We start from the raw sequence: 13348 nt of genomic DNA on the forward strand, positions 1-13348 counted from the left end.
GCCGGGTCGGACACGCACCCGGCCCGCGGGCGGTCCGCCGGCACCCCGCCGCGCGGGCACCGGGCGTCAGGGACGCCGTCGCCGGCCCAGCAAGGCGGCGAGCAGTGTCCCCAGCACGGCGCCGAGGGTGTTGGCCAGCACGTCGGCGGCGGTGGGGTAGCGGGCCGGCAGGAAGAGGAACTGCGCGGCTTCGATCGCGCAGGAGGTCAACAGTCCTGCGGCTGTTCCCAGCCACCAGAAGCCGGGGCCCGCGAGCCGGGACACCAGCAGGCCGAGCGGGATGAAGAGCAAGACATTGGCGGCCGACTCGACGGCGCCGTAATCCACCCAGCCCGGCGCGCCGTTGCGGTGCAGCCAGCGCAGCGCGGAATGCAGCAGCCCGGCCATAGGCCGGTCCACGGGCTGCGGCCAGAACGCTACTGCAGCGAGCAGGCCGAGGTAGGCCAGAAGGGCCCAGAGGGCCGCACGGTGGGGCCGCACTGGCATCTTCCCTTCGACAGCGGACCGGCAATGGCCCGAGTCTAGCCCCGGCGGCCCGCCCTGTCCCGCGGCCCCGGGCGGCGCCTAGCCGAGCAGGCCCGCGACCCCGATCGCCGCCGTCGCCGCGCCGAGCAGCATCGAGACGCTGACCAGCACGACGTGGACGGTCAGGAACCGGGTGGCCTTCCCGGCGGCGTCCCGGGCCCGCGGGTCCTTCATGACCCGGCGCAGGAACTGCGGCCAGACGGCCAGGGACCAGACCCCGGCAATGACCAGGACGACGGCGAGGGCCGCGGGCAGCTCCATCGCCTAGTGGCTTTCGAGCCAGGCCTGGGCCTGGGTGGACTGGATGTTCAGGGCCTTGCCGACCATCGGCTCCGCGGCGTCGGCGATCTTCCCGCCCAGCAGCGGCACCGACGAGGTCACCGTGCCCTCAAGCTCGATCCGGGTGCTGCCGCCGTCGGCGACCAGGCGCTGCACGGCGTTGACGTCCAGCGGGGCGCCGGCGACCTTGAGCGAGATGCTGCTTTCCCGGGAGCCGTCGGCGGCCGGGGCGCCCCAGCTCTCGAGCTGGGTGACCTTCAGGCTCTCGCCGACGAACTTGCGGGCCAGGTCGGGCATCCGGGTGGTGGGGATGGTGCGGACGGTCGTGGTGTTGAACGCGCCGGCAAGGTCGCCGTCGACGGCGAACGATTCCAGGGTCCCGCCGACAAGTTCGCTGGTGTGCCGCAGGAAGTCCTCGTTGACGAAAACAGCCGTAACGCTCTCAACGCTGTGGGGCAGGGTGGTGGATGCACTCAGGGCCATGGGGGTCCTCCAAAAGGGTGAACTGGTCGTTTCGGGCTCCCAATATCCTACGCGGTGGGCCCGGCCGGTTCCGATTCGGCCTCTGGTCCCGTCTCTCGCTCGGTCTCTGCGAGGCGCTGCGCCGCAGCCGCGATATTCCTCGACATGGCAGGGAAAATGAGGCTGTGGAACGGCAGGACCGCGAGCCAGTACAGCTTGCCGCTGAGCCCCTTGGGAAAGAAGATCGCCCGCTGCCGGTAGCGGCTGCCGGCGCCGTCGGGCTCCACCGACAGTTCCAGCCAAGCCCGGCCCGGCGCGCGCATCTCGGCCCGCAGCCGGAGCAGCCGGCCGCGGTCGATCCGTTCGACCCGCCACCAGTCCACCACCTCGCCCTCGGCCAGCAGGTGCGGGTGCCGGCGGCCGCGGGCCAGCCCTGCCCCGCCGGTCAGCTTGTCCAGCCAGCCGCGCACGCTCCAGGCCAGCGGCAGCGAGTACCAGCCGTTGCGCCCGCCGATCCCTTCGATGATGGTCCAGACGTGCCGGGGGTCCACCGGACTGGAATAGGAGCGCTCATCGACGTAGACGCGGTGTCCGGCCCACTCGGGGTCGCTGGGCAGCGGGTCGGCGTCGGCCCCGGCGTTGGCCCAGGTGGTCTCCACCTGCCCGTCACGTTCCTTGCCGAGGGCCAGGGCCACGGCCCGCCGGTACGGGGTGAGGCCGCCCTCGGGCAGCGGGATGTAGGCGTCGATGTCGTGTTCCCGGGAGACGGCGTCGTGCTGCAGCGACTCCACCAGGGGCAGTGACATGGACAGCGGGATCGGTGTGGTCAGCGCGACCCACATGCCGGCGAGCTTGGGCGCGGGGACGGGAAGGGCCAGCACCACCCGGTGCGGCAGTCCGGCCTCGGCGGCGTACTCCTGCATCATCCCGGCGTAGCTGAGCACCTGCCGGGAGCCGATGTCGAAGGTGCGGTTGATCCGGCCCTCCAACGACGCCGCGCCGACCAGGTAGTGCAGCACGTCCCGCACCGCGATGGCCTCGATCTTGTTCCTCACCCAGCTGGGGGCCGGCATCACCGGCAGGGTCTCGGACAGGTGCCGGATCATCTCGAAGGACGCGGAGCCGGAGCCGATCACCACGCCGGCCTGGAACACGATCGCGTCCACCGGCCCGTCGAGGAAAACCTTGCCCACGGCCTCGCGGGAGCGCATGTGCGTGGACAGCTCGGCCCCCGAGGGGTGCAGCCCGCCCAGGTAGACGATCCGGCCGACTCCGGCGGCCGCCGCGGCGCGGGCCGCCGTCTCGGCCATGGCCTTTTCCTTGGCCTCGAAGCCTGCCCCGCCGGCCATGGAATGCACCAGGTAGTAGAAGACGTCTACCCCTTCCAGGGCCGCCTGCAGCGCCGCGCCGTCGTCAAGGCTGCTCTGGACGACCTCGACCTGCTCCAGCCACGGGACGCCCGCGATCTTCGCCGGGGTCCGGACCAGGACCTTGACCCGGTGGCCGGCCTCGAGCAGCCGGGGGACGAGGCGGCCGCCGATGTAGCCGGTGGCGCCGGTGACGAGGACGGTCTTCGGGACGGGGGTGCCGTTCATGGTGGCTCCTTGCTGTGGGCGGACATAAGCCATTCGGAGCGCCGGGCCTGCCGGACTGGGCGGCGGGACTGCGGGACGGGCCGGCGCCCGTTCCTGCCAGCTTAGCCCCGGGTCCCGGCCCGGCGCCGGGGCGCGGTAGGCTGGAAGTACCCCGGGATTCTTGTGAATTTCGGGTATTCGTGTTGCCTGCCTCCCCGCGATTACCAGGAGTTTCAGCCATGAGCCTCAACGGCCCCTCTCTTACCGGCCTGCGGCGCGTCCTCGCCGCGGATGCCACCTTCGCCCGGGTGGAGGCCGAAGCGTCCCGGCCGTTTGCCGCCCGCAGCGAGGGCTACCAGATCAGCGCCCCGGCCGGGTTGCGCGCGGCGCTGCTCGCGGAGGTCGCAGACGGCCTCGCCGCCGGCGCGTCCGACGGCGGTGCCCCGGTCGTGCTGGCCGTCACCGCCACCGGCCGGGAGGCCGAGGACCTCGCCGAGGCGCTGGCGGCGTTCCTGCCCGCGGACACGGTCGCCGAATTCCCCAGCTGGGAGACCCTGCCGCACGAGCGGCTCTCGCCGCGCTCGGACACCGTGGGCCGCCGGCTCTCGGTCCTTCGCCGCCTCGCACACCCCGGCAGCGACGGGGGCGCCGCCCTGCGCGTCGTCGTCGCCCCGGTCCGCGCCGTGGTCCAGCCGATCGTGGCCGGGCTTGGCGAGCTGGTTCCGGTGACCCTCACCGTGGGCCAGGAAGCCCCGTTCGGCGACGTCGTCAAAAGCCTCGCCGACGCCGCCTACGCCCGCGTGGACATGGTCACCCGGCGCGGTGAGTTTGCGGTCCGCGGCGGCATGCTGGACGTCTTCCCGCCCACCGAGGACCACCCCATCCGGGTGGAGTTCTTCGGCGACGAGGTGGAGCAGATGCGCTGGTTCGCCGTCGCCGACCAGCGCTCCCTGTCCGCCCCCGGCGTGCACCACCCCACAGTGCTGCACGCCCCGCCGTGCCGCGAAATCCTGATCACCCCCTCGGTCATGTCCAGGGCCGCCAAGCTCAAGGCCGAGCTGCCCGCCGCGGCGGACATGCTGGAGAAGATCGCCGGGGGCATCGCCGTCGAAGGCATGGAGTCGCTCGCGCCCGTGCTGGTGGACGCCATGGTTCCGCTGCTGGACCAGTTCCCGGCGGGGTCGATCTCGGTGGTCATCGAACCCGAAAAGGTCCGCACCCGCGCGCACGACCTGGCCGCGACCAACGAAGAGTTCCTCGAGGCCGCCTGGTCCACCGCGTCCGACGGCGGCGCCGCGCCGCTGGACCTGAGTGCCGCAGCCTCGCAGGCGCTGCACTCGGCCAGCTTCCGCTCCCTGGCCGAGACCCGGTCCACGGCGCTGGAGCACCAGGTTTCCTGGTGGGCGATCAGCTCGCTCGCCAGCGACGAGGAGCTGCTGCCTGAGGTCGACGTGCTGAACCTGCGTGCCCGCGAACCGCGCGGATACCAGGGCGACGTGGCCGAGATGATGGACTTCATCGGCTCCCATGTGCGGGACCAGTGGCGGGTCGTCGTCGCCACCGAAGGGCCCGGACCCGCCCAGCGCCTGGCCGAACTCTTCCACGACAATGACATCCCCTGCGCCCGGGTGGAGTCCCTGGAAGCCGAGCCGCAGCCGGGCCTGATCGAGGTCACCACCGCCTGCGTCGGCCGCGGCTTCGTCCTCGACGGGCTCAAGACCGCACTGCTGACCGAGGCGGACCTGCTGGGCCGGACTTCCGCCGGGTCCACCAAGGACATGCGGAAGATGCCCTCCAAGCGGCGCAACGCCGTCGACCCGCTGCAGCTGCTGGCCGGGGACTTCGTGGTGCACGAACAGCACGGCATCGGCCGGTTCGTGGAACTGATCCAGCGGAAGGTCGCCGGGGGAGGCGACGGGGTGCGCGAATACCTCGTGCTCGAATACGCCCCGTCCAAGCGCGGCGCCCCGGGGGACCGGCTCTTCGTGCCCACCGACCAGCTGGACCAGGTCACCCGCTACGTCGGCGGGGACACCCCGGTGCTGAGCAAGATGGGCGGCTCGGACTGGGCCAGCACCAAGTCCAAGGCCCGCAAGGCGGTCAAGGAGATCGCCGGCGAGCTGATCCGGCTCTATTCGGCCCGGATGGCCTCCCGCGGCCACGCCTTCGGCCCGGACACGCCCTGGCAGCGCGAGCTGGAGGAAGCCTTCCCCTATGTGGAAACCCCGGACCAGCTGACCACCATCAACGAGGTCAAGGCCGACATGGAACGGGAAATCCCGATGGACCGCCTGGTCTCCGGCGACGTCGGCTACGGCAAGACCGAGATCGCCGTCCGGGCCGCCTTCAAGGCCGTCCAGGACGGCAAGCAGGTCGCCGTGCTGGTGCCCACCACCCTGCTCGCGCAGCAGCACTACGAAACCTTCACCGAACGGTTCTCCGGCTTCCCGCTGCGGGTCAAGCCGCTGTCCCGCTTCCAGAGCCCGAAGGAGGCCAAGGAAACGGCCGAGGGGGTCAAGAACGGTGCGGTGGACGTGGTGATCGGCACCCACCGGCTGCTGTCCAAGGACTTTGCCTTCAAGGACCTGGGCCTGGTGATCGTGGACGAGGAGCAGCGCTTCGGCGTCGAACACAAGGAAGCGCTGAAGAAGATGCGCACCAACGTGGACGTCCTGGCCATGAGCGCCACCCCGATCCCGCGCACCCTGGAAATGTCGCTGACCGGCATCCGGGAAACCTCCACCCTGGCCACCCCGCCGGAGGAGCGGCACCCGGTGCTGACCTACGTCGGCCCGTACACGGACAAGCAGACCTCCGCAGCGATCCGGCGTGAGCTGATGCGCGAGGGGCAGGTGTTCTTCGTGCACAACCGCGTCTCCACGATCGAACGCACGGCGGCGAAGATCCGCGAGCTTGTCCCGGAGGCCCGCGTGGAGGTCGCGCACGGCAAGATGTCCGAGAGCCGGCTGGAGCAGATCATCGTCGACTTCTGGGAGAAGCGCTTCGACGTGCTGGTGTGCACCACCATCATCGAGACCGGCCTGGACATCTCCAACGCCAACACCCTGATCGTCGACGGCGCGGACAAGTACGGCCTGTCGCAGCTGCACCAGCTGCGCGGGCGGGTCGGCCGCGGCCGGGAACGCGCCTACGCCTACTTCCTCTACCCCTCGGAGAAGCCCCTGGGCGAGGTGGCGCTGGAACGGCTCAAGGCCGTCGCGACGCACAACGAACTCGGTGCCGGCATGCAGCTGGCCATGAAGGACCTTGAAATCCGCGGCGCCGGCAACCTGCTCGGCGGTGAACAGTCCGGCCACATCCAGGGCGTCGGCTTCGACCTCTATATCCGGCTGGTCGGTGAAGCCGTGGCGGACTACCGCGGCGAGGCGGAGGAGAAGGCCGCCGAGATGAAGATCGAGCTGCCGGTCAACGCGCACCTGCCGCACGACTACGTGCCCGGCGAGAGGCTGCGGCTGGAGGCCTACCGCAAGCTGGCCGCCGCGCTGACCCACGAGGCGATCGACGAGGTCCAGGCCGAACTCGTGGACCGGTACGGCGAGCTGCCGCTGCCGGCCCAGAACCTCGTCGCCGTGGCCCGTTTCCGGGTCGGGGCGCGCGAGGCCGGCCTGACCGACGTCGCCCTGCAGGGGAACTTCATCAAGTTCTCCCCGGCGCAGCTGCCCGAGTCCAAGCTGATGCGGCTGGCCCGGATGTACCCCGGCTCGCAGGCCAAGCCGGCCCTGGACGCGGTCCTGATCCCCAAGCCCAAGACGGCCCGGATCGGCGGCCGCGACCTGCAGGACGCCGAGATCCTGGCCTGGGCGAACAGCGTGATCGAGGCGATCTTCTCCGACGCCCCGCTCTCCGTGGGCTAGCCCGTGATGGGAGGACACCACGCCGCGTCCGGGGCCGCGGCGTGGGTGGCGATTGCCTCGACCGGGCCGTACGCGCTGGGCTGGTATCCGCTGGACCCCACCGGGATTGTGATCGGCGGGATGGCGACGGCGGGCACGGCCCTGGTCTGCGACTGGGACCACCGCTCGAGCACGGTCGCGCACGCGCTGCCGCCGCTGTCGAACCTGATCGCGGTGGGGATCGAGAACGCCTCCGGCGGCCACCGCCAAGGCACCCACTCGGTGCTCGGCGCGGCGTTCTTCGTGCTCCTCGCCGCGCTGGCCGGGAAGATCCAGCTGCAGACCGACTGGGGCCTGCTGTCCGTGGGCGCCGGGCTGCTGTGCATGTTCATGATCAACATCGCCGCGAAGGCATTGAAGCTGTTCCCCAAGTACGGCGTGGTGAGCAACTGGATCTTCGCGCTCGCCATGGCCGGCCTGGTGACCTGGTTCGCCCCGCACCAGTGGTCCTGGCTGCCGGTATCCATGCTCACCGGCGTGCTGGTGCACATCGTGGGTGACATGATCACCACCGGCGGAGTGCCGCTGCTCTGGCCGGTGGTGGTCAAGCCGCCCAAGGTCCTGCGCAGGCTGCCGGTGGTCAAGGACATCTGGAAGGCGAACGGGGCGTTCTCCATCCCGCTGCTGGGCCGGGCCGGATCACGGCGCGAATGGTTCGTGCTCATCCCGGTCAGCGCCTACGCGATGATCGGCCTCTTCTCCGCCGGGCTGGCAGTGGCCAAGGGGCACTTCCCGGCCGCGCTCGCGTTCGGCACCGCCCTCATCGACCGCCTGCTGGGGTCCGTCGGCGGGTAGGGCCCGACGTCGGCCCTTGCCGTTTTCGCTACGGTTTCGGACCGGCGCACCCCGGGCCCCGGGTGCGTAGGTCCGAAACCGCCGCGTGTTTCCGGATCCGGCGCGAAAAGAGGCGCCGCGCGGGCACGGAGCGGCTTAAACGACTGAAGCCCCGGCGAACCGGGGCTTCAGGGTAAGACGTATTTAGCTTTCGCCCGCGGAATCCGAGCGGCCCGTGATCGTCTGCGGGATCCAGAACGCCAGCGCGAACAGGCCCAGGCAGACAGCCATCGGCCACGGGTTGCCGAGCGTGAGGAAGGACAGCGAGTACAGGGCGCCGAAGAACAGAGCCATCATCAGGACAAACAGCAGGACGCTGGATGCCAGGCTGCTCTCGCCGCGGCGGGTCTTGGTGTTGTTGCTGGACATTCGTTCCTCCTCGGCCCCGGGGGGCTCAAAACTGTGGCGTCAGCCTCTTGTGCCGGCGCGCGGTCAGTACGCGGACGAACCCTGTTCACCCTTGACGATCGCGATGCCGGAGCTGGCGCCAATACGTGTTGCACCTGCAGCAATCATAGCCTGAGCGTCGGCGAGCGAGCGCACGCCGCCGGAGGCCTTGACGCCGAGGTCCGGGCCCACGGTGCGGCGCATGAGAGCGATGTCCTCGACCGTGGCGCCGCCGCCGTTGAAGCCCGTGGACGTCTTCACGAAGTCCGCGCCGGCCTCGACGGCGGCCTCGCAGGCCAGGACTTTCTGGTCGTCATTGAGCAGTGAGGTCTCGATGATGACCTTCAGGATGGCGTCGCCGCCGTGGACTGCCTCGGCCACGGCGCGGATGTCGTCCACCAGGGCGCCCTTGTCATTGGCGCGCGCGGCCGCGATGTTGATGACCATGTCCACTTCGTCGGCGCCGTCGAGCACCGCGCCGCGGGCTTCGAAGGCCTTCACGTCGCTGGGTGTTGCGCCCAGCGGGAACCCGACCACGGAGCAGGTCAGCACGCCGGAACCGCGGAGCGCCGTCTTCACGGTCTTGACCCAGACGGGGTTCACGCAGACCGACTTGAACTGGTACTCGGCCGCCTCGGCGCAGACCTTCAGGACCTCGGCCTCACTGGCCTCCGGCTTGAGCAGGGTGTGGTCGATGAACGCGGCAATGTTTCCGGCAGTGCCCGCGGCGGTGCCCGGGGTCTCGCTGCCGGCGGCGCCGGCGGCCGTGGTGGCTTCGTTGCTCATGGTCGTCCCTTTCGTGGCGGAACCGGACCGTCCCCGGCCCATCCTGCTGACACGGCGTGTGTCCTTGCTTGTCAGTGCACCATCTTGCCATAACGCGCCCGGCCGACGCCGGTCCTACGCCGCGTCCGCGAGGGGCGCCGAGAGGGCCGCCTCAAGCAACCCGGCGGCGCACGCACCGGCGGCGGTTGCCGCGGCCGCGAGCAGGCCCAGACGGACGCCGTCGAAGGCCGCGGCGTCGCCGAGGGCCCAGATGCCCGGCACTGAGGTGCGGTAGTCGGGTCCCACGGCTATCCCGCCCTGCGCCGCAGTGGCCAGGCCGGCGGTGGCCGCCAGGCTGTCCCGGGCCACCCGCTCCTCGGCGAGGACCACCAGGTCTCCGCTCATGCTGGAGCCGTCGTCGAACACGATCCCGGCAGCGGGGAGCGCCGAGCCGGCGAGGGTGGGTAGGACCGCAGCCGGGCGCACGGTGGTGCGGACCGGGCGGACGCCGCGGGCCCGCAGCACCGCTTCGGCCTGGCCCGCGGCGGTGCCGGTGCCCACGAGGATGCCCAGCGGCCGGCGGCCGAGGACCCGGGTCACGTCCCTGACCGCGTCCCCGAGGCGGGTGGCATCATCAATGGTGGAGTAGCTCAGGCACCGGGCCGCGCCCTCGATCGGGGCGTGCGCGGGGGCCGATCCGGTAGCGATCACCAACTGGTCGTAGCCGAGCTCAAGGCCGTCGGCCGTCGTCACCCTGCGCGCTTCGGCGTCGATGAAACTGGCCGGCTGGCCGAACCGGACGGAGACCTGTGGCAGGAGCGCCAGGTCGAGCAGTTCCTCCGGGGCGTCGTCGCGGTTGCTCAGCACCGTGATGGCGCCGGCGAACGGGGTGCGGATGAGCCGGCGGACCAGGGCCTGCGACGCCGGGCCGGCCCCGGCGATCACGATGCGCGGCCGCGCCGGGGATCCGGCGGGGGCGGTGGAGGTGGCGGACGCTTCCGTGACGGACATGTGCTGGCCCTTTCGCTGGTGGGCCGGATGTGGCCCGTGTTCTTGATGTTCCCCAGCGTAGGGGTCCGCCTTTTCCGGCAGATTTCCGCGGTGTTGCAGTATTTTCGCGGTTCGTTCGCCAGTTGTTACCAAGTGGTAATGCCGTGCGTCACACGCGGATCCGTAAGCCGCCGAGGTCAGAGCCCCAGCGCCTCGCGGACGTCGGCCAGCACGCCGTCCAGGGCGGCGCGGGCCTCGAGCCGGGCCTGCGGCAGCTCCGCGGCGGACCCGACGCTGCGGATCACTTCCAGGTAGCACTTGAGCTTCGGTTCCGTGCCGCTGGGGCGGATGATCACGCGGCTGCGGTCCTTGGTCAGGTAGAGCAGCCCGTCGGTGGGCGGGAGCTGCTCGCTGCCCTCCGCCAGGTCCGCGGCGGTTTCGACGGCGGAGCCGCCGAACGATTCGGGCGGGCTGACCCGCAGCCGGTTCATCATGGCGTCCAGCAGGCCCAGGTCTGCGACCCGGATGCTGAGCTGGTCGCTGGCGTGCAGGCCGTGCACCAGGTACAGCTCGTCCAGGGTGTCGAAGATGGTCTTGCCGTCGGCTTTCGCGGCGGCCGCGAGTTCGGCGATCAGCACCGCGGCGGAGATCCCGTCCTTGTCCCGCACCAGCGAAGGGGCGACGCAGTAGCCCAGCGCCTCCTCGTAGCCGTAGAGCAGTCCGGGGACCCGGGCGATCCACTTGAAGCCGGTCAGCGTTTCCTCGTGCGCGTAGCCCGCCGCTGCGGCAATCCGGGCCAGCAGCCGGGAGGAGACGATCGAGTTCGCGAAGACCCCGGCGGCGGCTCCGGTACCGGTGGCGGCACCGGGGGCTCCGGCGTCACCGGCCGCGAGCCGGGCCACCACATGGGCCCCCAGCAGGGCGCCGACCTCGTCGCCGCGCAGCATCCGCCAGGCGCCGGTATCGGGGTCCTTGGCGGCCACGGCGGCACGGTCCGCGTCGGGGTCGTTGGCGATCACGATGTCCGCATCGACGCGGGCTGCGGTCTCCAGGGCGAGGTCCAGGGCGCCGGGCTCCTCGGGGTTCGGGAAATTCACGGTGGGGAAGTCGGGGTCCGGGGCGGCCTGCTCGGCGACCAGGGTGACGTCGGCGAAGCCCGCGGCCTCAAGGACCGCCACGGCCGTTTCCCCGCCGACACCGTGCATCGGCGTCAGGACGATTTTCAGGTCGCGGGCCGGGAACTGCGCGGGATCGGCGAGGGCGGCGACGGCGGCACGGTAGTCGGCGGCGATGGATGCATCCAGCACCGTCCACCCGTCCGTGGCGAGCGCGATGGTTTCCAGGGGGCCGACGGCGTCGATCTGCGCGGCGATGAGCGCGTCGTACGGCGCCACGATCTGGGCGCCGCGGCCGCTGTCCTCGACGGCGTGGCGGCCCAGATACACCTTGTAGCCGTTGTCCTGCGGCGGGTTGTGGCTGGCGGTGACCATGACCCCGCCGTCGCACTCCAGCGCCCGTACCGCGTAGGCCAGCAGCGGCGTCGGCAGCGCGGCGGGCATCAGGAACGTCTCGATGCCGGCAGCGGTGAAGATCGCGGCGGTTTCTTCGGCGAAGATGTCCGAGTTGTAGCGGGCGTCGTAGCCGACGACGGCGCGCGGCCGGGCGCCGGGGGCGGCCTCGGCAACGGCGCGGGTGAGGAAGGCCGCGAATCCTGCGGCGGCCCGGCGCACCACGACGCGGTTCATCCGGTTGGGCCCCGCGCCGAGGGCGGCACGAAGGCCTGCGGTGCCGAACTGGAGGGTGCCGTTGAAGCTGTCGGCCAGTTCCTGCCGGGCGGCGGCGACGCCGTCGCCGGCGAGGCCCGCCAGTTCGGTCAGGGCGGCGGCGGTGGCGGGATCCGGGTCTTGGGCGGCCCACGCGCGGGCGTCGCTCAACAGTTGGGTCAGTGCGGCATCGGAAGACGTCATGGGTACCAAACTAGCGCCAAATCCGGGCCCGGTGCGCCCCGACAGGCGCGGGCGGGTCAGCGGGCAGGAACCCCGCGGCAGGGATCGCGGCCGGGCCCGGGGACAAATCTCTTCCCGGTTGCCTTCCCGCCGCAGGGCTTCCGAAGGATCTGCGCAGGATGGTCCCCGGGGAGCCGCCGCTCATTGACACCGAATTTTCCGGACACGTAGCGTCTGGAATATGAAAATGGGTCGAGGGGTCGAGTGGGCACTGCACGCCTGCGTCAACATGTCCTGGACGCCGGCCGGGGAGGCCGTCAACAGCGCCCGGCTGGCGGCGTTCTACCAGCTCCCCGCCGCCTACCTGAACAAGCAGCTCCAGGCCCTGGTCCGTGCCGGGATCCTCACCTCTGTCTCGGGACCCCGCGGCGGATTCCACCTGGCCCGGCGACCGGAGAGCATCAGCGTGCTGGATGTGGTGCTGGCACTGGAGGGGCAGGAACCGAACTTCCGCTGCGAAGCCATCCTGGGCGATGTCCCGGACGCGGACCGGCAGGAGAACTTTGTCCGGACCTGCCTGATCTCCCAGACCATGCGCCAGGCGGAGCTGGCCTGGCGGCAGGCGCTGGCGCGCCAGACGATCGCCGGGGTCGCCGAATCCATGGAGCGGCGGTTCCCGGGGGACCGGGAGCGGGCCGTGACGCACCTGGCCGCCGGAGCCTAAGCCGACGCGGGCCAACCCCGCCCAGCAGCCGGCCGCCCAGCAGCCGGCCGCCCAGCAGCCGACGGCCGCCTCAGAGCTTGGCGATAATCTCCGCGAGCAGCTTCGAAATCCGCGGTCCCGCGGCCTGTCCGGCCTCGAGGACCTCTTCATGGCTCAGCGGCACCGGGCTGATGCCGGCGGCAAGGTTGGTCACGAGCGAAATGCCGAAGACCTCCATGCCCGCATGCCGGCCGGCGATGGCCTCCAGTGCGGTGGACATGCCCACCAGGGACGCGCCGATCCGCTTGGCGTACTGGACCTCGGCCGGGGTCTCGTAGTGCGGGCCGGTGAACTGGGCGTACACGCCCTCGTCCAGGCTCGGGTCCACCTCGCGGGCCAGGCCGCGGATCCGGGAGGAGTACAGGTCGGTGAGGTCCACGAAGGTGGCGCCTTCGAGCGGGGAGGCGGCGGTGAGGTTGATGTGGTCGCTGATCAGCACCGGGGTGCCGGGCGCCCAGGCCTCGTTCAGCCCGCCGCAGCCGTTGGTCAGGACCAGGGTTTTGCAGCTGGCGGCGGCCGCGGTGCGGACCCCGTGCACGACCGCGCGGACGCCCTTGCCCTCGTAGTAGTGCGTGCGCGCGCCCAGGACCAGGGCGCGCTTGCCCTCGCGGGTGAGGACCGAGCGGATGGTGCCGACGTGGCCCACCACGGAGGGGGAGGAGAAGCCCGGGACCTCGTCCGCGGAGAGGGTGGCGGTGGTTTCGCCGATCAGTTCAGCGGCGTCACCCCAGCCGGACCCGAGCACCAGCGCGACGTCGTGGCTGTCGACGCCGGTCTCTTCGGCAATGTAGTCGGCGGCGGCGCGGGCGGCGTCGAAGGGGTCCGTGTTCAGGAATTCTGTATTACTCACTGGTACAAGCTACCCTGCCGGTCCCGCCCAGCCCAGCATGCTTTATTGGTGGCGCCGGT

12 protein-coding genes are annotated in these 13348 nt (G+C 71.2%); 3 read left to right on the plus strand and 9 right to left on the minus strand.

Translation table 11 applies throughout. The annotated features are described in order from the left end of the window. Positions 1-66 precede the first annotated feature (66 nt). From ASG71_RS13840 to ASG71_RS13855, 4 genes are all read right to left on the minus strand, one after another. Entirely contained in the window at positions 67-480 is a 414-nt protein-coding gene (locus ASG71_RS13840; protein ID WP_235564105.1) for a VanZ family protein, read from the minus strand. Between the two features lie 84 nt (positions 481-564). Continuing rightward, positions 565-786, minus strand: coding sequence for an SCO4848 family membrane protein (locus ASG71_RS13845; RefSeq protein WP_056740279.1), 222 nt, complete (start codon positions 784-786; stop codon positions 565-567). Positions 787-789: 3 nt separating this feature from the next. Then, positions 790-1287: a DUF2505 domain-containing protein gene (locus tag ASG71_RS13850; protein ID WP_056740281.1), complete on the minus strand. Its 498-nt coding sequence runs from the start codon at positions 1285-1287 to the stop codon at positions 790-792. 47 nt (positions 1288-1334) lie between these two features. After that, complete coding sequence (locus tag ASG71_RS13855) at positions 1335-2861, minus strand: SDR family oxidoreductase (RefSeq protein ID WP_157366458.1); 1527 nt, start codon at positions 2859-2861, stop codon at positions 1335-1337. Positions 2862-3079: 218 nt separating this feature from the next. On the opposite strand from ASG71_RS13855, the gene mfd reads away from it, so the two are divergent. Beyond that, positions 3080-6715 carry a transcription-repair coupling factor gene (gene mfd, locus ASG71_RS13860; RefSeq protein ID WP_157366460.1) on the plus strand — a complete coding sequence of 1212 codons (3636 nt, stop codon included), beginning with the start codon at positions 3080-3082 and terminating at the stop codon, positions 6713-6715. Between the two features lie 6 nt (positions 6716-6721). Then, complete coding sequence (locus tag ASG71_RS13865; RefSeq protein ID WP_056740288.1) at positions 6722-7549, plus strand: metal-dependent hydrolase; 828 nt, start codon at positions 6722-6724, stop codon at positions 7547-7549. Between the two features lie 183 nt (positions 7550-7732). Here ASG71_RS13865 and ASG71_RS13870 read toward each other — a convergent pair whose 3' ends face one another. From ASG71_RS13870 to ASG71_RS13885, 4 genes are all read right to left on the minus strand, one after another. Then, a complete protein-coding gene (locus tag ASG71_RS13870) occupies positions 7733-7957 on the minus strand; it encodes a hypothetical protein (protein ID WP_056740289.1) in 225 nt (74 codons plus the stop codon). Between the two features lie 63 nt (positions 7958-8020). Next, complete coding sequence (gene deoC / locus ASG71_RS13875) at positions 8021-8761, minus strand: deoxyribose-phosphate aldolase (RefSeq protein ID WP_200948003.1); 741 nt, start codon at positions 8759-8761, stop codon at positions 8021-8023. A gap of 114 nt (positions 8762-8875) precedes the next feature. Next, a complete protein-coding gene (locus ASG71_RS13880) occupies positions 8876-9751 on the minus strand; it encodes an FAD-dependent oxidoreductase (RefSeq protein WP_056740291.1) in 876 nt (291 codons plus the stop codon). A 176-nt stretch (positions 9752-9927) separates the two neighbouring features. Then, positions 9928-11697 carry a phospho-sugar mutase gene (locus ASG71_RS13885; protein ID WP_056740293.1) on the minus strand — a complete coding sequence of 590 codons (1770 nt, stop codon included), beginning with the start codon at positions 11695-11697 and terminating at the stop codon, positions 9928-9930. A gap of 220 nt (positions 11698-11917) precedes the next feature. Between ASG71_RS13885 and ASG71_RS13890 the strand changes: the two genes are divergently transcribed. Then, positions 11918-12400, plus strand: coding sequence for an RrF2 family transcriptional regulator (locus ASG71_RS13890; RefSeq protein ID WP_056740296.1), 483 nt, complete (start codon positions 11918-11920; stop codon positions 12398-12400). Between the two features lie 70 nt (positions 12401-12470). Here the strand turns inward: ASG71_RS13890 and ASG71_RS13895 are convergent, their stop codons facing one another. Then, positions 12471-13289 carry a purine-nucleoside phosphorylase gene (locus ASG71_RS13895; protein ID WP_056740298.1) on the minus strand — a complete coding sequence of 273 codons (819 nt, stop codon included), beginning with the start codon at positions 13287-13289 and terminating at the stop codon, positions 12471-12473. Positions 13290-13348 lie beyond the last annotated feature (59 nt).

Source organism: Arthrobacter sp. Soil763 (assembly GCF_001428365.1).
Classification (GTDB): domain Bacteria; phylum Actinomycetota; class Actinomycetes; order Actinomycetales; family Micrococcaceae; genus Arthrobacter.

Bases quoted from the DNA above. Each gene is read 5' to 3' on its own strand.
- ASG71_RS13845 (WP_056740279.1), bottom strand. From the start codon at position 786: ATGGAGCTGCCCGCGGCCCTCGCCGTCGTCCTGGTCATTGCCGGGGTC.
- ASG71_RS13850 (WP_056740281.1), bottom strand. From the start codon at position 1,287: ATGGCCCTGAGTGCATCCACCACCCTGCCCCACAGCGTTGAGAGCGTT.
- ASG71_RS13855 (WP_157366458.1), bottom strand. From the start codon at position 2,861: ATGAACGGCACCCCCGTCCCGAAGACCGTCCTCGTCACCGGCGCCACC.
- mfd (WP_157366460.1), top strand. From the start codon at position 3,080: ATGAGCCTCAACGGCCCCTCTCTTACCGGCCTGCGGCGCGTCCTCGCC.
- ASG71_RS13865 (WP_056740288.1), top strand. From the start codon at position 6,722: ATGGGAGGACACCACGCCGCGTCCGGGGCCGCGGCGTGGGTGGCGATT.
- ASG71_RS13870 (WP_056740289.1), bottom strand. From the start codon at position 7,957: ATGTCCAGCAACAACACCAAGACCCGCCGCGGCGAGAGCAGCCTGGCA.
- deoC (WP_200948003.1), bottom strand. From the start codon at position 8,761: ATGAGCAACGAAGCCACCACGGCCGCCGGCGCCGCCGGCAGCGAGACC.
- ASG71_RS13880 (WP_056740291.1), bottom strand. From the start codon at position 9,751: ATGTCCGTCACGGAAGCGTCCGCCACCTCCACCGCCCCCGCCGGATCC.
- ASG71_RS13885 (WP_056740293.1), bottom strand. From the start codon at position 11,697: ATGACGTCTTCCGATGCCGCACTGACCCAACTGTTGAGCGACGCCCGC.
- ASG71_RS13890 (WP_056740296.1), top strand. From the start codon at position 11,918: ATGAAAATGGGTCGAGGGGTCGAGTGGGCACTGCACGCCTGCGTCAAC.